The organism is Serratia marcescens subsp. marcescens ATCC 13880 (assembly GCF_017299535.1).
GTDB classification, from domain to species: domain Bacteria; phylum Pseudomonadota; class Gammaproteobacteria; order Enterobacterales; family Enterobacteriaceae; genus Serratia; species Serratia marcescens.
Window position 1 is genome coordinate 1,022,161 of sequence record NZ_CP071238.1, and the last position, 22,355, is coordinate 1,044,515.

At 62.5% G+C, this 22,355-nt stretch carries 20 protein-coding genes and 1 pseudogene; 16 read left to right on the top strand and 5 right to left on the bottom strand.

Going from position 1 to position 22,355, the window contains the following annotated elements:
* Window positions 1–72: 72 nt before the first annotated feature.
* Window positions 73–597, top strand: coding sequence for a shikimate kinase AroL (gene aroL / locus J0F90_RS04770; protein ID WP_033641172.1), 525 nt, complete (start codon window positions 73–75; stop codon window positions 595–597).
* A gap of 36 nt (window positions 598–633) precedes the next feature.
* Here aroL and J0F90_RS04775 read toward each other — a convergent pair whose 3' ends face one another.
* A complete protein-coding gene (locus J0F90_RS04775) occupies window positions 634–1,377 on the bottom strand; it encodes a helix-turn-helix domain-containing protein (RefSeq protein ID WP_033641171.1) in 744 nt (247 codons plus the stop codon).
* 96 nt (window positions 1,378–1,473) lie between these two features.
* On the opposite strand from J0F90_RS04775, the gene J0F90_RS04780 reads away from it, so the two are divergent.
* From J0F90_RS04780 to ppnP, 10 genes and pseudogenes are all read left to right on the top strand, one after another.
* Complete coding sequence (locus tag J0F90_RS04780; protein ID WP_033641170.1) at window positions 1,474–1,878, top strand: nuclear transport factor 2 family protein; 405 nt, start codon at window positions 1,474–1,476, stop codon at window positions 1,876–1,878.
* A 47-nt stretch (window positions 1,879–1,925) separates the two neighbouring features.
* The gene (locus J0F90_RS04785) at window positions 1,926–2,126 is read left to right on the top strand and encodes a YaiA family protein (protein WP_015376810.1); all 201 of its coding nucleotides are present in this window, start codon (window positions 1,926–1,928) and stop codon (window positions 2,124–2,126) included.
* Between the two features lie 144 nt (window positions 2,127–2,270).
* The gene (locus J0F90_RS04790; RefSeq protein WP_025301723.1) at window positions 2,271–2,771 is read left to right on the top strand and encodes an RNA polymerase sigma factor; all 501 of its coding nucleotides are present in this window, start codon (window positions 2,271–2,273) and stop codon (window positions 2,769–2,771) included.
* 76 nt (window positions 2,772–2,847) lie between these two features.
* Window positions 2,848–3,801, top strand: a complete 954-nt coding sequence (locus tag J0F90_RS04795) for a FecR family protein (protein WP_033641169.1) — start codon at window positions 2,848–2,850, stop codon at window positions 3,799–3,801.
* A 156-nt stretch (window positions 3,802–3,957) separates the two neighbouring features.
* Window positions 3,958–6,657: a TonB-dependent receptor gene (locus tag J0F90_RS04800; protein ID WP_033641168.1), complete on the top strand. Its 2,700-nt coding sequence runs from the start codon at window positions 3,958–3,960 to the stop codon at window positions 6,655–6,657.
* Between the two features lie 78 nt (window positions 6,658–6,735).
* Window positions 6,736–7,302, top strand: a complete 567-nt coding sequence (locus J0F90_RS04805) for a hemophore HasA (RefSeq protein WP_016928898.1) — start codon at window positions 6,736–6,738, stop codon at window positions 7,300–7,302.
* Between the two features lie 72 nt (window positions 7,303–7,374).
* Window positions 7,375–9,157: pseudogene (locus J0F90_RS04810) on the top strand (type I secretion system permease/ATPase).
* Window positions 9,154–10,485 (top strand): HlyD family type I secretion periplasmic adaptor subunit, encoded by a 1,332-nt coding sequence (locus J0F90_RS04815; RefSeq protein ID WP_033641167.1) that lies wholly within the window; start codon window positions 9,154–9,156, stop codon window positions 10,483–10,485. The pseudogene J0F90_RS04810 and the gene J0F90_RS04815 overlap by 4 nt, the downstream one beginning before the upstream one ends.
* Window positions 10,486–10,487: 2 nt before the next feature.
* The gene (locus J0F90_RS04820; protein WP_033641166.1) at window positions 10,488–11,279 is read left to right on the top strand and encodes an energy transducer TonB; all 792 of its coding nucleotides are present in this window, start codon (window positions 10,488–10,490) and stop codon (window positions 11,277–11,279) included.
* Window positions 11,280–11,430: 151 nt separating this feature from the next.
* The gene (ppnP, locus tag J0F90_RS04825; RefSeq protein ID WP_004940463.1) at window positions 11,431–11,721 is read left to right on the top strand and encodes a pyrimidine/purine nucleoside phosphorylase; all 291 of its coding nucleotides are present in this window, start codon (window positions 11,431–11,433) and stop codon (window positions 11,719–11,721) included.
* Window positions 11,722–11,786: 65 nt separating this feature from the next.
* Here ppnP and rdgC read toward each other — a convergent pair whose 3' ends face one another.
* The gene (gene rdgC, locus J0F90_RS04830; RefSeq protein WP_004940461.1) at window positions 11,787–12,698 is read right to left on the bottom strand and encodes a recombination-associated protein RdgC; all 912 of its coding nucleotides are present in this window, start codon (window positions 12,696–12,698) and stop codon (window positions 11,787–11,789) included.
* 217 nt (window positions 12,699–12,915) lie between these two features.
* Here rdgC and mak point away from each other — a divergent pair, with 217 nt between their 5' ends.
* The 3 genes from mak (at window position 12,916) to J0F90_RS04845 (ending at window position 14,549) form a co-directional block, all read left to right on the top strand.
* Complete coding sequence (mak, locus tag J0F90_RS04835; protein WP_033641479.1) at window positions 12,916–13,830, top strand: fructokinase; 915 nt, start codon at window positions 12,916–12,918, stop codon at window positions 13,828–13,830.
* A gap of 102 nt (window positions 13,831–13,932) precedes the next feature.
* Window positions 13,933–14,166, top strand: coding sequence for a type II toxin-antitoxin system Phd/YefM family antitoxin (locus J0F90_RS04840; RefSeq protein WP_033641164.1), 234 nt, complete (start codon window positions 13,933–13,935; stop codon window positions 14,164–14,166).
* Window positions 14,163–14,549, top strand: coding sequence for a type II toxin-antitoxin system VapC family toxin (locus J0F90_RS04845; RefSeq protein WP_033641163.1), 387 nt, complete (start codon window positions 14,163–14,165; stop codon window positions 14,547–14,549). Before J0F90_RS04840 ends, J0F90_RS04845 begins: the two co-directional genes overlap by 4 nt.
* Here the strand turns inward: J0F90_RS04845 and licT are convergent.
* From licT to sbcD, 3 genes are all read right to left on the bottom strand, one after another.
* Complete coding sequence (licT, locus tag J0F90_RS04850; protein WP_033641162.1) at window positions 14,546–15,394, bottom strand: BglG family transcription antiterminator LicT; 849 nt, start codon at window positions 15,392–15,394, stop codon at window positions 14,546–14,548. The genes J0F90_RS04845 and licT overlap by 4 nt on opposite strands.
* A 231-nt stretch (window positions 15,395–15,625) precedes the next feature.
* Window positions 15,626–18,877 (bottom strand): exonuclease subunit SbcC, encoded by a 3,252-nt coding sequence (sbcC, locus tag J0F90_RS04855; protein ID WP_033641161.1) that lies wholly within the window; start codon window positions 18,875–18,877, stop codon window positions 15,626–15,628.
* Entirely contained in the window at window positions 18,874–20,106 is a 1,233-nt protein-coding gene (gene sbcD / locus J0F90_RS04860) for an exonuclease subunit SbcD (RefSeq protein ID WP_033641160.1), read from the bottom strand. Before sbcD ends, sbcC begins: the two co-directional genes overlap by 4 nt.
* A gap of 215 nt (window positions 20,107–20,321) precedes the next feature.
* On the opposite strand from sbcD, the gene phoB reads away from it, so the two are divergent.
* Window positions 20,322–21,011, top strand: a complete 690-nt coding sequence (gene phoB / locus J0F90_RS04865; RefSeq protein ID WP_004940438.1) for a phosphate response regulator transcription factor PhoB — start codon at window positions 20,322–20,324, stop codon at window positions 21,009–21,011.
* Window positions 21,012–21,035: 24 nt separating this feature from the next.
* On the top strand, window positions 21,036–22,352 hold the full coding sequence (gene phoR / locus J0F90_RS04870; protein WP_004940434.1) for a phosphate regulon sensor histidine kinase PhoR: 1,317 nt from the start codon (window positions 21,036–21,038) through the stop codon (window positions 22,350–22,352).
* Window positions 22,353–22,355: the final 3 nt, after the last annotated feature.

Below are 22,355 nucleotides of genomic sequence, written 5' to 3' on the forward strand. Positions count from 1 at the left end.
ACCACGCCATCGCACCCGCTCGGCATTTTGGTATGCAATGCACTCAAGTCACCGCATAAGGGACAACCCGTAATGACACAAACCCTGTTCATGATAGGCGCTCGCGGAGCCGGCAAGACCACGGTAGGCAGCGCATTGGCGCTGGCGTTGGGCTATCAGTTTGTCGATACCGATCTGTTTATGCAGCAGGCGGCGCAGATGAGCGTAGCGGAAATGGTCGAGCGCGAGGGCTGGCTGGGGTTCCGCCGCCGCGAGACCATCGCGTTGCAAACCGTGACCAAGCCGTCAACTATAGTTGCCACCGGCGGCGGCGCGATCCTGGCGGAGGAGAACCGTCTGTTTATGCGCCAGCATGGCACCGTTATCTACCTGCGCGCGCCGGCCAGCGTGTTGGCGCAGCGGTTGGAAGAGTACCCGGAAGATGCGCAGCGCCCGACGCTCACCGGCAGGCCGATCGCCGAGGAGATGCGCGAGGTGCTGGCCGCGCGCGAAGCGTTGTATCAGGAGGCCGCGCATTACGTGATGGACGGCGCCGCCGATCCGCAGCGGGTGGTGGAACAAATCCTCGCGGTGCTGCCGCGTGAGACGGTGAAGTAACCCTTTCTTCTCTTCGGGCGCTGGGCGCCCGTTTTCTTATTCCGCTTGCCGAGCCGGCGCAAAGTACGCCCCCGGCGTGACGCCGAAGCGGCGGCGAAAGGCGGCGATATAGGCGCTGACGTTGTCATAGCCACAGGCGTCGGCCACCTCGCCAACCGCTTTGCCGCGTGATAATCCCTCCAGTGAACGCAACACCCGCGCCTGCTGGCGCCACAGCGCGAAGCTGATGCCGGTTTCCTGCAGAAAACGGCGGCTCAGGGTGCGCGGGCTGAGCCCGGCCCAAACGGCCCAGTCGCGCTGGCTGCGCAGGCTGGCGGGATCGTTCAGCAGCGCACGGGCGATGTTCAGCAACCGGGCGTCCTGCGGCAGCGGCAATTGCAGCGGCGCGCGGCTTGCCGCGTGCATTTCGTCCAGCAGCACCTGCAGCAGCCGCCGTTGCGGCGCACTCAGCGGGCCGGCGGGGAACTGCGCGATGCGCTCCACCAGGGCCTGCAACAGCGCAGAGGCTGTGAACAGCTGCGGCAGCGGCGGCATCTCCGGCACGCTTTCCCTCGGCAGATACAGACTCCAGCCCGCCACGTCGCCGCAGGCCAGCGCCTGATGGGCGCATCCCGGCGGCAGCCAGCCCAGCGTGCCGCCGGTGATCGCCCATTGCCGGCCCGGGAGTTCCATTGCCAGCATGCCGCGCGTCAAGAGATAGATCTGGCCGCCTTCGTGCCGGTGCCAGGGCGTCAGGTGCTTTTTTTCATGCTGAAGGCGTTGGCTGCGGATCTGCGTCATGTTGGCCGTTTAACGTTATTGAAAGTCTTGATGTGGTTATTATGCCATCGCCTGGCCGGGATAGGATCGCCTTTCACCCTATTTCGGAGAAACGTGATGACTCAACTTACCCCGCTGAATCTGGTGCTCGATACGCTGCAGCAGGTGATCGCCAGCCCGGAGCATCGGCCGACGCAGCTCGCCGCCCGTTTCAGCGCAGGCTACCGCCAGCAGGTGGATGGCAAGGTGCTGAACTTCGAGCAGTTTGAGCAGCATATGGCGCTGCTGAAGCGGCAAACCCGCCGCATGACGCTGAGCGTGATCGCGGCGGCGGAGCAGGGCGAGGCGGTGCTGACCCACCATCTGGTCGAGGTGGAAAAGCGCGACGGTTCCCGCAGCCGCGTGCGGGTGCTGGCGCACTTCACCGTGCGTGAAGGGCGTATTTGCGCCTGCGACGAATTGACCGAGCTGTTGACGGGCGCCCCCGGCGATCGCGATCTTGGCTCGCGCGTGTCGGAATGAGGGCGACTGCTATACTTGCTACTGTGTGAAACACACGGGAGAACGGCATGCGCGAAAATGATCAACCTGCTTATCCGCGGAGCGCCCGCGTCGTAGAGGTGTTTCGGGGTGACCCGAACCTGCATCTGCGCCGTTTTGAAGTGCGCACCGACGACATTGAGCCGAATACGCTGCTCAGTGAACATGAAACCGAGCAGGAAGCGCTCGACGCCAAGCACCGCTATGAAGACGAGGCGCTAGAGCACTGACCTGCAGCCCAGCGGAAACCGGCGTCAGGCCGGTTTCCTGTTTATCCCCGCCGTAGCACATATTTCCCAGAACAATATTGATAATGATAATCATTTATGTGATTTTTATCGCCCCTATTGGGTGTTTCACTTCTGGGAAAAGAGATGTCCAATTCCGAGTTGCAGGCGCTGTTTCTGCGCCATATGCGGCCGCTGCAAGCCTATTTGAACGCCAAACTGCGCGACCCTCAGCTGGCCGCGGATTTGGCGCAGGAAAGTTTTACCCGCCTTACCGAGCAGTATCCGCAGGGTAACATTCTCGATATTGAGGCCTACCTGTATAAAACCGCCAAGAATCTGATGCTCGACCATCTGCGCCAGCAGCAGCGGCGGCAGACCGAAGCGGTCGAAGACGACATTCTGGCGCAGTATCCTTCGGGTGAACCGGCGCTTGAACAACGGGCGATCGATAGCCAACTGCTGCAGTTGTTACAGCAGGCGCTGGCGGACATGCCGCCGCGCACGCAGCAGATTTTCCGCCTTAACCGGCTCGATGGCCTGACCCAGGCGCAGGTGGCGGCGCAGCTGGGCGTGTCGCTCAGCACGGTGGAAAAACACCTGGCCAGCGCGCTGGAGCGGCTGATGGCGCGGATGGAAGAACAATAATGGCAATTTTTTTACGGGTTTATCCGCGCTCAGACGTCTTAACCTATAACCAGAAAAAACAGAGGTCTATGCCATTATGAAACCGCTAACCGCACAGGCGCGACAGCAGGCGGCCGCCTGGGCCGTGAGTCTGGCCGAAGGGGCGCTGCCGGCCGATCGGCGGCGAGCGTTGGACGCCTGGCTGGCCGCCGATCCGCAGCATCCGGCGGCGCTGCGTCAGGCTCGCCTGCTATGGACGACGCTTGGGCAACTGCCGCCTGAGCAGCGGCAGGCGTTACAACCGCAGGTGGCGGCGCTGAAAACGCCATCTCGCCATCGATGGCCCCGCTGGGCGGTGGCAGCGGCGGTGGCGCTCGCCGTTTCATTCGGCGTTTATCGCGGGCCGGATCTGTGGATCGGCCTGCAGGCCGATTATCAAACCGTTCGCGGTGAGGTGCGCGAAGTTGCGTTGCCGGACGGCAGCCGGGTGGCGTTGGACAGCGGCAGCGCGATCGCGCTGGCGTATTCCGCAGACGAGCGCAAGGTGCGGCTGCTGAGCGGCGCCGCCTATTTTATCGTCGCGCCGTTGGGCGGGGCGGAACGTCGCCCTTTCAGGGTGGAGGCGAAAAACGGCGTCACCCAGGCGCTGGGCACCGAGTTCAGCGTGGCGCGCACTGAACAGGGCGTCGACGTCAGCGTGCATCAGCACAGCGTGCGGGTGACGCTTGAGCGCGGCGAGCGCTCGCTGGTGGTCGCGCAACGCCAGGCGGCGCATTACCGCAACGGGCAGCTGCAGCTGACGCGGCAAACGGCCGGTGATGATGCCTGGCGGCGCGGCTGGCTGGTGATCGACCGCCAACCGCTGACGCAGGCGCTCGCGCAGCTCAACCGCTATCGCGAAACCCGCATTGTGGCGGTCAATCCCGCGCTAAGAACGCGCACGGTCAGCGGCGTGTTCGCGCTCAATAAACTCGACGACGGCGTCGGCGCCATTCGTCAGGAACTCTCCGCCCGCCAACTGAATCTCCCCGGCATCACGCTGCTTTACTGAGCGGCCAAGGCGGGCCGGGACGCCCGCTTCGCCGCTATTTTCACTTTCTGTAAAAAATCTTTACGGGTTTTTGCCTCCCGGAACGTCCTTATGTTTAAACGAGATTGATTTCCATTATCACTTGGTTTGGCATTCTTTCGGGTGGAACACACACGCATGTTTATTCACAAGGGAACCACGCCGGCCGGCCGATTGGCCACGGCGGTACGCGCCGCGCTGGCGGCGATGATGTTGACTCAGCCGGCGGTAGCGCTCGCCGCCCAGGCTGAGGCGAGCAGCGCGCAGGCCGCGCAGCAAAAGAATTTCAACATTGCGGCGCAGCCGCTGCAGAGCGCCATGTTGCGCTTCGCCGAGCAGGCCGGCATGCAGGTGTTTTTTGACGAGGTGAAACTCGATGGCATGCAGGCGGCGGCGCTGAACGGCAGCATGAGCGTAGAACAGGGCCTGCGGCGCTTGATCGGCGGCAATCCGGTGGCTTTCCGCCTGCAGCCGCAGGGGCAGATCGTATTGAGCCGGCTGCCGACGGCGAACGGCGACGGTGGCGCGCTGGCGTTGGACAGCCTGACGGTGCTGGGCGCCGGCGGCAACAACGCCAACGATTGGGTTTACGACGAACCGCGCTCGGTCAGCGTCATCAGCCGCGAACAGATGGACAACCGCCCGGCGCGACACGCGGCCGATATTCTGGAGCAGACTACGGGAGCCTATTCCAGCGTCAGCCAGCAAGATCCTGCACTGTCGGTCAACATCCGCGGCATACAAGACTATGGCCGGGTGAACATGAATATCGACGGCATGCGGCAGAATTTTCAAAAGAGCGGCCATGGCCAGCGTAATGGCACCATGTACATCGATTCCGAACTGCTGTCCGGCGTGACCATCGACAAGGGCACCACCGGCGGCATGGGCAGCGCCGGCACGCTCGGCGGCATCGCCACCTTCAATACCGTCAGCGCGAGCGATTTCCTGGCGCCGGGCAAAGAGCTGGGCGGCAAGCTGCACGCCAGCACCGGCGATAACGGCACTCACTTCATCGGCAGCGGCATACTGGCATTGGGCAACGAAACCGGCGATATCCTGCTGGCCGCCAGCGAACGCCACCTCGGCGACTATTGGCCCGGCAACAAGGGCGACATCGGCAACATTCGCATCAATAACGACACCGGCAATTACGATCGCTACGCCGAGAGCATCAAGAACAACAAAATCCCCGACACCCATTACCGCATGCACTCGCGGCTGGCCAAGGTGGGCTGGAATCTGCCCGCCAACCAGCGCCTGCAGCTGAGTTATCTGCAGACCCAGACCGCATCGCCGATCGCCGGCACCTTGACTAACCTGGGCACTCGCCCGCCCTATGAACTGGGCTGGAAACGCACCGGCTACACCGATGTGATGGCGCGCAACGCGGCGTTCGACTACAGCCTGGCGCCGGAAGACGTCGACTGGCTCGATTTTCAGGCCAAGCTGTATTACGTCGATACTCAGGATGACAGCGACACCTACAGCACCAGTTCGCTGCTGGACAACGGCTACGCGACGCGCACCCGCCTGCGTACCTATGGCGCACAGGCGCAAAACACCTCGCGCTTCAGCCTGGCGCCGGGGCATGACTTCCGCGCCAATTACGGGCTGGAGTTCTATTACGACAAAGCGACCAGCGACTCTTCCCGCCAAGGCATGGAAGGGGTGACGCCGGCCGGCAACCGTTCGGTAGCCAGCCTGTTCGCCAATCTGACCTACGACTACGACGGCTGGCTGACGTTGGAAGGCGGGCTGCGTTACGACCGCTATCGCCTGCGCGGCCAGACCGGCCTGAGCTATCCGGATTTGGCCAAGGATGGGCAACGCTACACGATTGACAATCCTTGCAAAGCGTTGCGTCTGACCGGCTGTTCAACCACCACCCGCGAAGATTGGGACGTGGATCGCGATCAGGGCAAGCTGTCGCCGACGCTGGCGGTGGCGGTGCGCCCCGGCGTGGAGTGGCTGGAGCTGTATACCACCTACGGCAAATCCTGGCGGCCGCCGGCGATCACTGAAACGCTGACCAACGGCAGCGCGCACAGTTCTTCCACGCAATACCCCAATCCGTTCTTGCAGCCCGAGCGTTCGCGCGCCTGGGAAGTCGGGTTCAACGTGCAGCAGCCGGATCTGTGGTTTGAGGGCGATCGGTTGGTGGCCAAGGTGGCCTACTTCGACACCAAAGTGGATAACTACATCAACCTGGCGATAGACCGCAATAAACCGGGGCTGGTGCAGCCGAGCATCGGCAATGCCGCTTACGTCAACAATCTGTCGAAAACCCGCTTCCGCGGGCTGGAGTATCAGCTCAACTATGACGCCGGGGTGTTCTACGCCGACCTGACCTACACCCACATGATCGGCAAAAACGAGTTCTGCTCGAACAAGGCCTGGTTGGGAGGGCGTCTGCGCTACGGCGACGGCTCGCGCCGCGGGAACTTCTATGTTGAGCCTGATGCCGCGTCCAATGACTTCGTCACGTGTGATGGGGGGACGCAGTTCGGCTCCGCCGCCTACCTGCCGGGCGATCGCGGTTCGGTGACGCTGGGCGGGCGTGCCTTCGATCGCAAGCTGGACGCCGGGGTGACCGTACGCTTTGCGCCGGGTTATCAGGACAGCTCGGTACCGTCCAACTACCCGTACCTGGCCGACTGGCCGAAGTACACCCTGTTCGATCTGTACGCCAGCTACAAGCTGACTGACAGCCTGACGCTGCGCGGCTCGGTGGAGAACCTGACCAACCGCGCCTATGTCGTCAGCTACGGCGAGACGTTGGCCAATACCCTGGGGCGCGGCCGCACCGTGCAGGGCGGGGTGGAATACCGTTTTTAAGCAGTAAAAGGGCGTTGCTCATCCTTGAGCACAAGGGCCGCCTCGCAAGGGGCGCCGTTCATCAATGGAGATAGAGAAATGGCATTTTCAGTCAATTATGACAGCAGCTTCGGCGGTTACAGCATTCATGACTATCTGGGCCAGTGGGCTTCGACATTCGGTGATGTCAATCACACCAACGGCAATGTCACCGACGCCAACAGCGGCGGCTTCTATGGCGGCAGCCTGTCCGGTAGTCAGTATGCCATCAGCAGCACGGCAAACCAGGTGACCGCCTTCGTGGCGGGCGGCAACCTGACCTACACGCTGTTCAACGAACCGGCGCATACCTTGTACGGCCAGCTGGATTCCCTGTCCTTCGGCGACGGTTTGAGCGGTGGCGATACATCGCCGTACAGCATCCAGGTGCCTGACGTCAGCTTCGGCGGCCTGAACCTCAGCAGCCTGCAGGCGCAGGGTCATGATGGCGTGGTGCACCAGGTGGTGTACGGCCTGATGTCCGGCGATACCGGTGCGCTGGAGACCGCGCTGAACGGCATCCTCGACGACTACGGCCTGAGCGTCAACTCCACCTTCGATCAGGTGGCGGCGGCGACGGCGGTGGGCGTGCAGCACGCCGACAGCCCGGAACTGCTGGCGGCCTGATCGCGGCCGTTTGCCCGCCGGCGCCGTGCGCCCCGGCGGGCGTTTTCTCGTTTTTAGCCGATGGAAAACGCCATGAAAAACGCCGTCAGGCGCGGAGAAGTGATGAGCGTGCTGGCCGCATACCGGCGCGGATTTTGGGGCATCGCGCTGTTTACCGCGGTGATCAACTTGCTGATGCTGGCACCGGCGCTGTACATGCTGCAGGTCTACGATCGCGTGTTGCCGTCGGGCAACCGCATGACGCTGGCGATGCTGACCCTGATGGTGGTCGGCCTTTACCTGTTTATGGGGCTGCTGGAGTGGGTGCGCAGCCAGGTGGTGATCCGCCTCGGCGCCCAGATGGATATGCGCCTCAATCAGAGAGTCTACGACGCCGCCTTCGAAACCAATCTGAAAACCGGCAACCCGCTGGCGGGGCAGGCGCTGAACGATCTGACCAACCTGCGCCAGTTCGCCACCGGCAATGCGTTGTTCGCCTTTTTCGATGCCCCCTGGTTCCCGGTTTATCTGCTGGTGGTTTTTCTGCTCCACCCCTGGCTTGGCGCGTTGGCCAGCGCCGGAGTGATCGTGCTGGTGCTGCTGGCCTGGCTCAATCAGCGGGTGTCGCAAGCGCCTCTGGCGGAGGCCGGCCGGGTCGCGCTGAGCGCCACACAGCAGGCCAACGGCAATCTGCGCAACGCCGAAGCTATCGCCGCCATGGGGATGCTGACCGACTTGCGCCTGCGTTGGCTGCGGCAGCATCAGCAGTTCCTGCTGTTGCAGAACCGCGCCAGCGAGAAAATCGCCGCCGTCACCGCCTGGTCGAAAACCGTGCGGCTGGCGCTGCAGTCGCTGATGTTGGGCTGCGGCGCGCTGTTGGCGGTCAGCGGTGACATTACGCCGGGCATGATGATCGCCGGATCGATCCTGATCGGCAGGGTGCTGGGGCCGATCGATCAGCTGATCGGCGCCTGGAAGCAGTGGTCATCGGCGCGCCAGTCCCTGCAGCGTCTGGAGGTGATGCTGGCCGCTAACCCGCCACGAATACCGAGTCTGCCGCTGCCGGCGCCCGGCGGCGCATTGACCGTGAGCCAGTTGACCGCCAGTGCGCCCGGCGGCACGGCGCCGGTGTTGCACGGCGTCAGTTTTCGTCTGGAAGCCGGCGAGGTGCTGGGCGTGATTGGCGCGTCCGGCTCCGGCAAAACGTTGCTGATGCGCCAACTGGTCGGCGCGCTGACGCCGATCAGCGGCGACGTGCGGCTGGACGGTGCAGACATTCAACAGTGGGACAAGCAACAACTCGGGCCGCATATCGGCTACTTGCCGCAGGATATCCAGCTGTTCGCCGGCACCCTGACGGACAACATCGCCCGCTTTGGCCAGGTCGACGCCGAGAAGGTGGTGGCCGCGGCGGCGCTGGCCGGCGTGCATCAGCTGATCCTGCATTTACCGAAAGGCTATGAGACCGAGCTGGGTGAAGGCGGCAGCGGCCTGTCCGGAGGCCAACGTCAACGGGTGGCGCTGGCGCGCGCTGTATGGATCTCCGGCGCTGGTGGTGTTGGACGAACCGAATGCCAACCTCGATCGCGAAGGGGAAGAGGCGCTGCAGCGGGCGATCGAAGCGCTGAAGGCGCGCGGCACCACTATCGTGTTGGTGACCCACAAACCGGCGATCCTGGCGACCACCGACAAATTACTGGTGCTGACCGCCGGCCAGGTGCAGCACTTCGGCCCCAGCGACGCCATCCTGAAAAAACTGCCTGGTTTTGCGCCCGCCGCTGCCGCCGCTCCGGCCAATACCGGGCGCAGCAACGGCGGCTTCAACGTCAATTACGCCAATTTCGCCAAAACGGCCAGCGGTGAACGAAAAGTATGAGCAATCAGAGTGTGATCCCCGGCGATATCGACACCCTTTCCCGGCAGTTTGACGAAGGGCGCCATCTGCGGCTCGGCGGCTGGCTGGTGCTGCTGGGATTTGGCGGCTTCCTGCTGTGGGGGCTGTTGGCGCCGTTGGATAAGGGCGTACCGGTTTCCGGCAGCGTGGTGGTGGCCGGCAACCGCAAGGCGGTGCAGCACCCGAGCGGCGGCGTGGTGTCGCAGATTCAGGTGCATGAGGGTGACCGGGTCCGCGCCGGGCAGGTGCTGTTACTGATGGATACCGTCGACAGCCGCACCCAGCGCGATGCGCTGCGCAGCCAGCAGTTGAGCAACGCCGCGCAGCAGGCGCGGCTGCAGGCCGAGCGCGACGGTCTGCAGGCGATCGCTTTCCCGCCATTGCTGCAAGCGCGGCGAGAAGAGCCGGAGGTGATGTCGCTGATGCTGCTGCAACAACAGCTGTTCACCAGCCGCCGTGCGGCGCTGCAGAGCGAGCTGGCGGCGATCGCGGAGAGCATCGCCGGATCGCAGGCGATGTTGGAAGGGGTTCGGCAATCTTACGCCAGCAAGCAACGGCAAAAGGCCATGTTGCAGGAGCAACTGAGCGGCATGCGCAAGCTGGCGGCGCAGGGGTATGTGGCGCGCAATCGGCTGTTGGATCTGGAAGGGCAGCATGCGCAGATCGACGGCCAGGCGTCCGAGGATACCGGGAATATCGGCCGCCTGGGCCGCCAAATCCTGGAGCTGAAACTGCGGGCGATCCAGCGGCGGGAGGAGTATCAGAAAGAGGTCAGTAGCCAATTGGCCGAGGTACGGATGAAGCTGGACGAGCTGGATAACCGCTTGGCCAAGGCGGAGGCCGATCTGGGGCATACGCAGGTGAAAGCGCCGGTGGCGGGCACCGTGGTGGGGTTGAGCGTGTTCACCGAAGGCGGCGTGATCGGCGCCGGTCAGCAACTGATGGAGATCGTGCCCAGCGATCGGGGGCTGCAGGTGGAGGCGCGCATCCCGGTCGAACTGATCGACAAGGTGCAGGTGGGGCTGCCGGTCGAACTGTTGTTCTCGGCGTTCAACCAAAGCACCACGCCGCGCGTCGAGGGTGAAGTGACGTTGGTCGGGGCCGATCGCCTGACCGACGAGAAAAGCGGTGCGCCTTATTACAGCGTGCGCGCCAAGGTCAGCGAAGAAGGATTGCAACGTTTGAACGGGTTGGAGATCCGCCCGGGGATGCCGGTTGAAGGATTCATCCGCACCGGCGAGCGTTCGATGATGAACTATCTGTTCAAACCGCTGACCGATCGCCTCCATTTGGCGCTGACGGAAGAGTGAGCATGTCGGTTTCGCCGCTGCCTTTCGCCGCGCCCGGCGCCGCCATGCCCTGGCGCCGTTGTCTGGTGTTGGTGCTGGCGCTGCATCTGCTGGTTGCCGCGCTGCTTTGGCCCAGGAGAGACAAGGCCGAGCCGCCGTGGGTGCCGCCGCCGGCGGTGATGGTGCTGATGGCCGCCGCGCCGCAGGCCCCGGCCGAGGCGAAACAGCCGCCGGGACAAAGGACGCCGCCGCCTCAGGCTGAACCGTCGGCGCCGCCGGAGCCGTTGCCGCCGGTGAAAGCGCCTGACGCCACGCAGCCGAACATCGCCGTGCCGCCGAAACAGAAAAAACCACCTAAGCCGGTGAAGAAAAACAACCTGCCCCGCACGCCGCCGCAGGAGAGAATCATCGCGCCGCCGAAGGTTCAGGAGCAAAGCGTCGGCGCGCCGCCGCCGGGCCGCGCGGATAAAACGGCCGCGCCGCAAACCCGCCTGACACCCTATGCTCAGGCGGGGGAGGACAACTGGCGCAGCCGCATCAGCGGCCGCCTGAATCGCTTTAAGCGTTACCCCAAAGACGCACTGCGGCTGAAGCGCCAGGGCGTCGGGCAGGTGCGTTTCACGTTGGACAGACAGGGCCACGTGCTGGCGGTGACGCTGGTCAGCAGCGCCGGGCTGCCGTCGCTGGATCGTGAAATCCAGGCGCTGGTCAAACGCGCGTCGCCGCTGCCCACGCCGCCGGCGGACGCCTACGTCAACGGCACGGTGGAATTGACGTTGCCGATCGATTTCAGTTTGCGCGGCGCGGGTTTTTGACGCGGTTGTTTCATGGCGATGGCCTGAGCGTGGCGCACGGAAACCTTTGCCTCTGCGCCGCGATCGCATTTCGCGCGAAAAACCAGTGACAGATCAACCGCAATCCCCCAATATGGATTTTCCATCAAGATGATTACGCGGGTGCCAGTCTATGCTGAAAGTGAATGAGTATTTTGCCGGAAAAGTGAAGTCTATCGGTTTTGACAGTAGCAGCATCGGTCTTACCAGCGTGGGCGTGATGGAAGAGGGCGAATACACCTTCTCCACCGCGCAGCCGGAAGAAATGACGGTGATCACCGGGGCGCTGAAAGTGCTGCTGCCGGGGGCGCCGGACTGGCAGGTGTTTACGCCGGGCGAGAAGTTCTTCGTGCCGGGGCACAGCGAGTTCAACCTGCAGGTGGCCGACGCCACCGCCTATCTGTGCCGCTACCTGAGCAAATAAACGTTGCTCGTTAGGGGAACGCAGGGCTCAGCGAAGGCTGGGCCCTGGTCGTTTCTGAGGCGGGATTAACGCTGGGCTTCGCCGCCGAGCGCTTCGATGGTGTTTTTGATCAACGCCGCCAGCTCGCTGGTCATCAGGATAAAGTCGGCGTCAAAGCGCTGGGCGAAGTCATCGCGATCGATATCGTCGTTCTGCTCGCGCAGCGTGTCGGCGAACTTCAGGCGCTTGAGCGAGCCGTCGTCCGACAGCATCAGCTGGATGCGCTCCTGCCAGTCCACCGCCAGCTTGGTCACCAGCTTGCCGGCTTCGATGTGCACCGCGATTTCGTCGCTGATCAGATTCTGCTTCTTGCAGCGGATCACGCCGCCTTCTTCCAGAATCGCTTTCAGTTCCGCCTCATCCTGAATGGCGAAGCCGGCCGGCATCTCGCCGGAACGCACCCATTCGGTCAGCGTCAGTTCGATCGGGCTTTCCATGGTCAGCGGCACTACCGGCAGCGAGCCGAGGCTTTTGCGCAGCAGCGCCAGCGTGTCTTCGGCGCGTTTGGCGCTGGCGGCGTCGACCATGATCAGATCGTTGACGGTGTCGATCCACATGAAGGTCTGGTTGAAGCGGCTGAACGCGCGCGGCAGCAGGCTGTGCAGCACTTCATCTTTCAGCGCGTCCTTCTCGGTTTTCTTCAGTTTGCGGTGTTGCTCCGCCTCCAGGCGCTCAATCTTGGCCTGCAGCTCTTGCTTGATCACCGGCGACGGCAGGATTTTCTCTTCCTTGCGCGCGCAGATGACGATCTGGCCGTTGACCGCGTGCGTCAGCGCATCGCTGTGCGAGCCCATCGGGGAGACCCAGCCGGTCTTCGCCATGTCCTGGCTGCCGCACGGCGTGAAGGCGAACGCGCTGAGTTGTTTTTCCATTTCATCCGCGTTTAACGCCACTTCGCGGCTCAAACGGTAAACCATCAAATTCTTAAACCACAGCATAATGTTATCCCTGGCTGGGCGTGCGTTCGGCACGCTGATTCGTCAAAAGCAGGGCGGCATGATAACGAATTGACGCTGAAAAATCGCCCCATTCTCTCCGAATTGCGTCGCTTTGCGCACCGGGGAAGGACGGGACGGAGAATGGGAAACAGGTGATTCATTCGCGCGCTTACATTAGGCTGTGACAACGCTGCGTGGCATCGAGGAGAAAAAATACGTGCGCATTGGCATCGACTTGGGTGGAACAAAAATTGAAGTGATCGCGTTGGCGAATGACGGGCGGGAGCTGTTTCGCCATCGCATCGCCACGCCGCGCCATGACTACCGGCAAACCCTGGCGGCGATCGCCGGACTGGTGAAACTGGCGGAGGATCATACCGGCGAACAGGGATCGGTCGGGATCGGCATTCCCGGCACGCTGTCGCCGTTTACCGGGCGGGTGAAGAACGCCAACTCGGTATGGCTCAACGGCCAGCCGCTGGACAAGGATCTGTCGGCGCTGCTGGCGCGCGAGGTGCGTATCGCCAACGACGCCAACTGCCTGGCGGTGTCGGAAGCCACCGATGGCGCCGGCGCCGGCGCGAAAACCGTGTTTGCGGTCATCATCGGCACCGGCTGCGGCGCCGGCGTGGCGCTGAACGGCCAGGCGCATTCCGGCGGCAACGGCATTGCCGGCGAATGGGGCCACAACCCGCTGCCGTGGCAGGATGACGATGAGCTGCGTTACGCCCGCGAAGTGCCGTGCTACTGCGGCAAACCGGGCTGCATCGAAACCTTTATTTCCGGCACCGGTTTCGCCACCGACTATGCGCGCCTGAGCGGCAACGCGCTGCAAGGGCATGAGATCATGGCGCTGAGCGAGCGGGGCGATGCGCTGGCGGAGCAGGCGATCGTACGTTACGAAATGCGATTGGCGAAATCGCTGGCGCACGTGATCAACATGCTGGATCCGGACGTGGTGGTGCTCGGCGGCGGCATGAGCAACGTGGATCGCCTGTACCGCACGGTGCCGCAGCGAGTGAAAGACTGGGTGTTCGGCGGCGAGTGTGAAACGCCGATCCGCAAGGCGGTTCACGGCGACTCCAGCGGCGTGCGCGGCGCGGCCTGGCTGTGGCCGCAACAGCAGCGCTAAGCGTTGCAACAAAGCGCGAGGCTGCTCGCGCTTTAAACCCTTCACTGTACAAAAACTGGACGGCGCTTTATGCTTTAGCTAACTTAGCTAAGGAGGACGCGTATGCCGATTCAGGCCAATATGCACGAAGCCAAATCCAATCTGAGTCAGTTGGCGGACAGAGCCGCGGAGGGAGAAACCGTGATTATTGCAAAAGCAGGGAAGCCGTACGTACAGCTGGTCGCCATCAAGGGGGGAGCGCGCCGCCCTGGCGCCGCCAAGGGCAAGTTCACCGTGCCGGCGGATTTCAACGCGGGGGATGCGGCCATTGCGGCGTTGTTTGAGGGCGATGAATGAAGCGCCTGTTGCTGGATACCCACGCGTTGCTGTGGTGGTTGATTGATGACGCCTGCCTGGGCGCGAACGCCAAAAGGCAGATCGCCGATCCGGGCAATGCGGTGTACGTCAGCGCGGCCAGCATTTGGGAGATCTCGATCAAGCAGACGCAGGGCAAACTGGCGCTGCCGGAAGACATCTTTGCGATCATCGAGGCCGAGGATTTTCTGTCGTTGCCGATGGACGCCTTTCACTGCCAACAGGCCGGGCAGCTGCCGCCCTATCATCAGGATCCTTTCGATCGCATGCTGATCGCACAGGCGCAGGCCGAGGGGCTGACGCTGATCTCCGCCGACGCGGTGTTTCCGCAGTACGGCGTGCGGGTGGCGGACGCCCGCCGTTAAGCCGGCTTTTCCTCGCTTTCGCTGCGCACCCGTTCGATATGAATGGTCAGAAACATCATCTCTTCCGTGGTGAGCTGATGCTGATAGTGCTTTTCGATGTGGCGGTTGATCTTGCCGGCGCAGGCGAAAGACTCGCGGTATTTCTCTTTCACCACCTGATACAGCGAGTCGTCGTCGCTGTCGACGTAGTTTTTCCCCAGCAGGCGCTGGGCGAAGAACTTCAAATGGGTGACGAAGCGGTGGTAGCTCAGGGATTCCTCGTTGTAATCAAAGCGGAAATGGTATTTGACCAGGTTGAGGATCTCTTGCATCACGCGGGTGATGTGCAGCGTGTTATGCATCTCGTCGTTAAGCTGAGCGTTGACCAGGTGCAGGGCGATAAATCCGGCTTCGTCTTCCGGCAGCGCGGTATCCAGCCGCTGGGCGATCAGGGCCAGCGCCTCCAGCCCGACGGCGAACTCGGCCGGGTAGAGCTTTTTAATCTCCCATAGCAGCGCATTTTTGATATCCAGCCCTTGCGCATGGCGCTGCAGGGCGAAGTGGATGTGATCGGTCAGCGTGATGTAGACGATGTTATGCAACTTGCCCGGCAGGCGTTCGCGGGCGAGGGTGATGATCCTGTCGGCGGTGGTGACGCAGGCCAATGGGATCTCGGCGAGCAGCTCTTTATAGCGCTCGGCGATTTCACCGCCGTTATGGGTGAACACCTTTTCGATCAGGCTTTCGTCCAGCGTATCGCCGGGCTTCTTTTTAAAGCCGATTCCTTTTCCCATTACCACCGTCTCTTCCTGACGGTCGTCCAGCGTAATCACCACGTTATTATTGAGTATTTTAGCGATTTTCATGGTTTTTCCCGGTGTTTCAGCATCCTGAAAACGAAAAAACCTGACGCCCGGAAGCGATCCCGGGCGTCAGGTTTTGCCTGTATTTTATGTTTCTGTCCTGCGGCCTGAGCGGCGAAGGGGATACAGTAACAATCCTGTTATGCCTGCATAATAACCCGTGCTTGCCGCGGCTCAACGCTTTTCACTGCGGAGTGCCGCCGCGGTCACACTTCTGCGCCGCGCGCGGCGGGATCATTCCAGCCTGAAGTGCGCCTCCAACCGGCTGACGCCGAGCCCGTTGACCTTTTTCACTTTGATCTGCACCGGAATACGCTCTTTCATCGCCTCGACGTGACTGATCACGCCAATGGTTTTGCCGGAGGCGTTCAGACTGTCCAGCGCGTCCAGCGCGGTATCGAGGGTTTCGGCGTCCAGCGTGCCGAAACCTTCGTCGAGGAACAGCGAGTCGATGCTGGTTTTGTGGCTGACCAAATCGGACAACGCCAGCGCCAGCGCCAGGCTGACCAGGAAGCTCTCACCGCCGGACAGGGTGCGGGTATCGCGCAGCGCGTCGGCCTGCCAGGTGTCCACCACCTGCAGCTCCAGCGCGTCGCTGGTCTTGCGCTGCAGCAGGTAGCGCCCGTGCAGCCGGCCGAGTTGAAGGTTGGCCAGATACACCAGATGATCGAGCGTCAGCCCCTGAGCGAAGCGGCGGAATTTGTCGCCCTCTTTTGAGCCGATCAGCTGGTTGAGGCAGCTCCAGTCGTCGTAGTCTTGCTGGCTGCGGGCGATCTGCTCGAACAGCGCCTGTTGATTGAGACGGCGTTCGGCGTCGCTTTCCAGCTGGTTGCGCAGTTCGCCCTGGCGCAGCTGCAGCGCCTTCAACTGCTGTGCCAGTTCGGCCAGCGATTGGGTGAGCGCATCGAGATCCGCGTTGGCTTCATCCACCCCTTCAGGGCGGTTTTGCCGGTGCTGCTCCAGCGTTTGCGTCGCCTGCGTCAGCAGGGCGGCGGCCTCCACCTGCCGCTGTTGCAGCTGTTCTTTGCGCTGTTGCAATTCGCGGCGCAGGACATCGTCCAGCAGCGCGGCGGTGAAGGCGGTTTCATCGGCGAATTCGCTGTCGGCCAGCGCCTGCTGCCACTGCTGCTGCGCCTGCTGCAGCCGCTCCTGCATCTGAGTGTGTTGATGTTGCAGCCCGGCCTGCTGGCCGGCCAGGCGTTCGCGCAGTTCCTGCGCCTTTTGCCACTGCTCGGCGGCCTGAACGCTGGCCTGTTCGCAGGCGGTGTGTTTGGCGCGCAGCTGTTCGCGCACCTCGGCGACCTGCTGTTCGCCGAACAGCGCCAGCCGCTGCGCGCGTCGTTCGGCAAGGGTCTTCTCGCCTTCTTGCCAGCGTTGATGCAGCTCTTGCTGCTGTTGCAGGCTGTCGGCGTGGGCTTTCTGCAGCAGCGTAAAGCGTTCTTCGAGCAACGCCAGCTGTTGATGCGTCTGCTGCTGCTGCGTTTGCAGAGCGATGAGCGCATCCTTCGCCTGCTGTACCGCCTGCGCCGCCTGTTCATGCTGTTGCAGCGCGTGTTGCCCGCGCCGTTCTTCGTCGTCGCAGCCGTTCAGCCAGGCGCTGAGTTGCTCGCCATCCGCCAGCGTAAAGTCGAACGCCAACGGCGCGCTGAGCTGCCCCCACTGCAGCTGTTGGCCGGCCAGCTGTTGTTCATCCTGCGCGATGGTTTGCTGCTGACGCTGCAATTGCTGTTGCAGGTTGTCGTAACGGGCTCGCAGCTCGACGCCTTGTTTTTGCAATGCTTCGGTCTGGACTTTCATTTGCTCCAGACGTTGCGCGGTTTCTGACAGTTTTACCTCTTGGTATTGTTCTACCGCCGGGTGCTCGCATGAGCCGCACAGCGGGCAGGGGGCGCCGGGTTGCAAACGGGCGCGCTCGGCCTCCAGACCCACGATCCGTTGTTCCAGCGCATAGGTTTTTTCAACATCGGCCTGGTGGGCTTTCTGCTGCTTAAATTGCTGACGGATGAGTTCTAGCTGTGGTTCCAACTGGGTAAGTTCATGTTGGCCGCTGTTTAGCTCTTGCCGCTGCTGTTCCAGCCGTTTAACGATTTGCTGCGACAAAGAAGATAGAGTAAACAGCTGCTGGCGTGTTGGGCGCAGATCCGCCAGGGCGCTCAGGCGTTGGCGCAGCGGAGCCAACGGCGTTTGCGCCTCCAGCGCCTGTTGCTGTTGCTGTTGAACGGCCAGTGCTTCGGTCAGCGCGTTCAACTGCTGTTGATGCTGTGCGGCCTGCGTCGTCAGTTGGCTGCGCTGGGCGGTGAGCTGCTCCAGCGCGGTCTGCTGCTGGGCGCATTGCTGCGCGGCGGCATCGCCGGCCTGTCGCCGCTCGGCCTGTGTCGACTGCAGTTGGGCTATTTGATGGTCGAGCGGGGCCACCTGGTCATCGATCAACTGTTGCTGTTGCCGCATATGCTCGGCATGGGCTTGCTGCGCCAGACGGGTTTTTTCCACCGCCTGCTGCAGCGGCGCCAGCTGCGCCGAGTGCTGTTCCTGTTGTTGCGTCAGCTGGGCTGCCTGCTGTTGTATCGTCTGCAGCTCGGCGCGGCAACGATCGCGTTCGCCGCGCAGCGGCCGCAATTTCTCGGCCGGCTCGCTGAGCGCCAGCCGCTTCAGCTGTGGGGCGGCCTCCGCCTGCTCGCGCTGGGCGGTGTCCAGCCGCAATTGCCCCTCGCTTTGCTGTTGCCGGAGGCGTTGCCATTGCTGCAGCCAGCTCAGCGCCTGTTGCTGCCGCTGGGTTTGCTCGCCGAGGGCGATTTCCTGCGCGCTCAGCGCCGTCAGCTGTTCGGTCAGAGACTGGCGCTGCTCGTCGTTCAGCAGTTCGATGCCGCTGGCGCGTTGATGCAACGCATCCAGGTCGGTTTTGGCCTGCTTGTGCGACTCGAACACCTGTTCGGACAACCGCCCGTAGATTTCGGTGCCGGTCAGCTCTTCCAGCAGTTCGGCGCGATCGTTGGCGTCGGCGTTGAGGAACGCGGCGAACTGCCCCTGAGACAGCATCATCGATTTGGTGAAGCGGCCAAAGTCCAGCCCGGTGATGGCGGCGGTAAGCTCCAGCTTGTCGCGCACCTTGTCCGCCAGGATCTTGCCGTCCTCGCGGCGCGCCAGTTCGACCTTCGGCGCCTGCAGATTGCCGTCCGGCGCGTTTTTGGCGCGGCGCTGGCTCCAGAAGGCGCGATAGCCGACGCCCTTGACCTCGAATTCGACCTCCGCCAGCGATTCGGCGGTGTGGCGGGTCATCAGTTCATTCTGGCTCGGCGTGACGTTGAGGCGCGGCGTTTGGTGGTACAGCGCCAGGCAGATGGCGTCCAGCAGGGTGGTTTTGCCCGCGCCGGTCGGGCCGGTAATGGCGAACAGGCCGTTGCTGGCGAACGGCTCGGCGGTGAAGTCAATTTTCCATTCGCCCTGCAGCGAGTTGAGGTTTTTTAAGCGCAGGCTGAGGATCTTCATGGGTTGGTCTCCTCGGCGTTCTGCTGCACCGCCTCGACCACCTGGCGGAACAGTTGGTGCATCCGCCGTTGGCGCGCTTCGGGCATGTCGGCCTCCTGTGTCAGACGCCGTTCGAACACTTCGTTGACGCTCAGCTCGTTCAGCGTTTCTTTATCCTGCTGCGCGATCGCCTGGCGGCGCTGCTCTTTACTGCGCCGCAGCAGCACCACTTCCACCGGCAGCTCATCCGCCATCAGCTGGATGCGGCGCTGGATGTCGCTGAGGTAGTCCTGCGTCGCCACTTCGATATCCAGCCACACCGGCAGCTCGCCGGCATAGTCGGCAAATTGCCGCAGCTGCCGTTCGATCTCGGCCAGATCGCCTTTGATCAGTTGCATGGGCTGAAACTGCGGGATCGTTAACGCGTCTACCCGCTGCAAAGCGCCGTCGGCGAAATCGACCAGGAAGACGCTTTTGGCTTTGCCCAGCTCATCGAAACTGAGCGGGATCGGTGAGCCGCTATAGCGAATATGCTCCGATTTGGCGACGTTCTGCGCGCGGTGAATGTGGCCGAGCGCGATATAGTCGGCGGGCGGGAAGGCCTGCGCCGGGAAGGCGTCGAGGGTGCCGATATAGATGTCGCGCACCGAGTCGGAGGTGGTGACGCCGACGGTGGTCAGGTGGCCGGTGGCGACGATCGGCAGCGGTAGGCCCAGCTGGTCGCGGCGCTCGCAGGCCGCCTGATACAGCGCTTGGTAATGTTCGGCGATGGCTTCCTGCAGCGCCTGCTGTTTCTGCGCGCCGGATTCGCCGGCGCGGCTGGTGAGCAGGTCGCGCGGCCGCAGGAACGGGATGGCGCACAGCACCGCGCCCGGCTGGCCGTCGCGTTGGTTAAGCACCACGATCTGCTGTTCCGGGGCGCCCTGCGCGCTGGCGATCACCGTGGTGTTCAGGCAGGAGAGCAGTTCACGCGATTCGTTCAGCGTTGCGACCGAATCGTGGTTGCCGCCCAGCACTACCAACTGGCAGCCGGTGCGCTGCAGTTCCACCACGAAGCGGTTGTACAGCTCGCGGGCATAGCTGGGCGGCGAGCCGGTATCGAACAGATCCCCGGCGACGATCAGCGCATCCACCTGCTGCTGTTCGATCTGTTCGATCAGCCAGTTCAGAAAAGCCTGGTGCTCGGCGGCGCGGCTTTTGGTGAAAAAGTACTGGCCAAGGTGCCAGTCAGAGGTGTGGATCAGGCGCATGACACTCCCGGATGTGAAGATAATGGCGATGATTATAAAGGCCGCGGCGGCGGCTGTCCCGGCGCAATGATGATGACAACCGGATGATTTTTCTTTACTGCGGGAAATAATCGCTATGCTTACTGCCTATAACAGCCGGTTTTTTTCATAAAAGTGTCACAAAACTGACGCATAATGGCGCCCGAAAAGTCGCTAACACATTGGCAGGATTGACGATGGCAAGACGCATACTGGTGGTGGAAGACGAAGCGCCGATCCGTGAGATGGTGTGCTTTGTGTTGGAACAGAATGGTTACCAACCGTTGGAAGCCGAGGATTATGACAGCGCCGTGACGCGTCTGTCTGAGCCGTTCCCTGATTTGGTGTTGCTTGACTGGATGTTGCCCGGCGGTTCCGGCATTCAGTTTATCAAACATATGAAGCGCGAAGCGCTGACCCGCGATATCCCGGTGATGATGCTGACCGCGCGCGGCGAAGAAGAAGACCGGGTGCGCGGCCTGGAAGTGGGGGCGGATGATTACATCACCAAGCCGTTCTCGCCCAAGGAGCTGGTGGCGCGCATCAAAGCGGTCATGCGCCGCATTTCGCCGATGGCGGTGGAAGAAGTGATTGAAATGCAAGGGTTGAGTCTGGATCCGTCCTCCCATCGCGTAATGGCGAACGATCAGGCGCTGGACATGGGGCCGACAGAGTTCAAGCTGCTGCACTTCTTTATGACCCACCCGGAGCGGGTTTATAGCCGCGAGCAGTTGCTTAATCACGTCTGGGGCACTAACGTTTATGTGGAAGACCGTACCGTTGACGTGCATATCCGTCGGCTCCGCAAGGCGTTAGAAACCAGTGGGCATGATAAAATGGTTCAAACCGTTCGGGGCACCGGCTACCGGTTCTCAACGCGCTACTGATCGCGCCGCGCTGGAGAATATGCCGTGTTAGAACGTCTGTCGTGGAAGAGGCTGGCTCTGGAGCTGGCTCTTTTCTGTCTGCCCGCCTTACTGCTGGGGCTGATTTTCGGTTATCTGCCCTGGTTCCTGCTGGCCTCCGCGCTGGCTGCGCTGGTGTGGAATTTCTACAACCAGCTCAAACTCTCCCATTGGCTGTGGATCGACCGCAGCATGACGCCGCCGCCCGGCCGCTGGAGCTGGGAGCCGCTGTTCTATGGCCTGTATCAGATGCAGCAGCGCAACCGCCGCCGCCGGCGCGAGCTGGCGCTGCTGATCAAGCGCTTTCGCAGCGGGGCCGAATCGCTGCCTGACGCGGTGGTGATGACCACCGTCGAAGGCAATATCTTCTGGTGCAACGGGCTGGCGCAGCATCTGCTCGGCTTTCGCTGGCCGGAAGACAACGGCCAGCACATCCTTAACCTGCTGCGGTATCCGGAATTCAGCCACTATCTGCAACAACAGGAGTTTTCGCGCCCGCTGACGCTGCAGCTGAACAACGAACACTACGTCGAATTCCGCGTGATGCCGTATTCTGAAGGGCAACTGCTGATGGTGGCGCGCGACGTCACCCAGATGCGCCAGTTGGAGGGCGCGCGGCGCAACTTCTTCGCCAACGTCAGTCATGAACTGCGCACGCCGCTGACGGTGCTGCAGGGCTATCTGGAGATGATGGGCGACGAAGAGCAGGATGGCTCGCTGCGCAGCAAGGCGCTTAGCACCATGCAAGAGCAGACCCGCCGGATGGACGGGCTGGTCAAGCAGTTGCTGACGCTGTCGCGCATCGAGGCGGCGCCCAATGTCGACATGAACGAGCGGGTGGATATTCCGCTGATGCTGCGGGTGTTGCAGCGCGAGGCGCAATCGCTGAGCGGCGGCAATCACGAGATCACCTTCCGGGTGAACGAACAGCTCAACGTGTTCGGCAATGAAGATCAGTTGCGCAGCGCGGTGTCTAACCTGGTGTACAACGCGGTCAACCACACGCCGAAGGGCACCCATATCGAAGTCAGCTGGCAGCAGACGGCGCACGGCGCGCAATTCCAGGTCAGCGACAACGGGCCGGGCATCGCCGCCGAGCATCTGCCGCGCCTGACAGAGCGTTTTTATCGCGTCGACAAGGCCCGTTCGCGCCAGACCGGCGGCAGCGGGCTGGGGCTGGCGATCGTCAAGCACGCGCTCAGCCATCACGACGCGCGGCTGGAGATCCTCAGCGAACCGGGGATCGGCACCCGCTTTATCTTTACCTTGCCCAATCGGTTGATTGTTCCCGCCGCTTTATCAGAGAATGCGGTGAAAAATTAACGC

What these genes read in the sequence shown, in the direction of transcription:
- aroL (WP_033641172.1), top strand. Translation starts at nt 73, where the DNA reads ATGACACAAACCCTGTTCATGATAGGCGCTCGCGGAGCCGGCAAGACC.
- J0F90_RS04775 (WP_033641171.1), bottom strand. Translation starts at nt 1,377, where the DNA reads ATGACGCAGATCCGCAGCCAACGCCTTCAGCATGAAAAAAAGCACCTG.
- J0F90_RS04780 (WP_033641170.1), top strand. Translation starts at nt 1,474, where the DNA reads ATGACTCAACTTACCCCGCTGAATCTGGTGCTCGATACGCTGCAGCAG.
- J0F90_RS04785 (WP_015376810.1), top strand. Translation starts at nt 1,926, where the DNA reads ATGCGCGAAAATGATCAACCTGCTTATCCGCGGAGCGCCCGCGTCGTA.
- J0F90_RS04790 (WP_025301723.1), top strand. Translation starts at nt 2,271, where the DNA reads ATGTCCAATTCCGAGTTGCAGGCGCTGTTTCTGCGCCATATGCGGCCG.
- J0F90_RS04795 (WP_033641169.1), top strand. Translation starts at nt 2,848, where the DNA reads ATGAAACCGCTAACCGCACAGGCGCGACAGCAGGCGGCCGCCTGGGCC.
- J0F90_RS04800 (WP_033641168.1), top strand. Translation starts at nt 3,958, where the DNA reads ATGTTTATTCACAAGGGAACCACGCCGGCCGGCCGATTGGCCACGGCG.
- J0F90_RS04805 (WP_016928898.1), top strand. Translation starts at nt 6,736, where the DNA reads ATGGCATTTTCAGTCAATTATGACAGCAGCTTCGGCGGTTACAGCATT.
- J0F90_RS04815 (WP_033641167.1), top strand. Translation starts at nt 9,154, where the DNA reads ATGAGCAATCAGAGTGTGATCCCCGGCGATATCGACACCCTTTCCCGG.
- J0F90_RS04820 (WP_033641166.1), top strand. Translation starts at nt 10,488, where the DNA reads ATGTCGGTTTCGCCGCTGCCTTTCGCCGCGCCCGGCGCCGCCATGCCC.
- ppnP (WP_004940463.1), top strand. Translation starts at nt 11,431, where the DNA reads ATGCTGAAAGTGAATGAGTATTTTGCCGGAAAAGTGAAGTCTATCGGT.
- rdgC (WP_004940461.1), bottom strand. Translation starts at nt 12,698, where the DNA reads ATGCTGTGGTTTAAGAATTTGATGGTTTACCGTTTGAGCCGCGAAGTG.
- J0F90_RS04840 (WP_033641164.1), top strand. Translation starts at nt 13,933, where the DNA reads ATGCCGATTCAGGCCAATATGCACGAAGCCAAATCCAATCTGAGTCAG.
- J0F90_RS04845 (WP_033641163.1), top strand. Translation starts at nt 14,163, where the DNA reads ATGAAGCGCCTGTTGCTGGATACCCACGCGTTGCTGTGGTGGTTGATT.
- licT (WP_033641162.1), bottom strand. Translation starts at nt 15,394, where the DNA reads ATGAAAATCGCTAAAATACTCAATAATAACGTGGTGATTACGCTGGAC.
- sbcC (WP_033641161.1), bottom strand. Translation starts at nt 18,877, where the DNA reads ATGAAGATCCTCAGCCTGCGCTTAAAAAACCTCAACTCGCTGCAGGGC.
- sbcD (WP_033641160.1), bottom strand. Translation starts at nt 20,106, where the DNA reads ATGCGCCTGATCCACACCTCTGACTGGCACCTTGGCCAGTACTTTTTC.
- phoB (WP_004940438.1), top strand. Translation starts at nt 20,322, where the DNA reads ATGGCAAGACGCATACTGGTGGTGGAAGACGAAGCGCCGATCCGTGAG.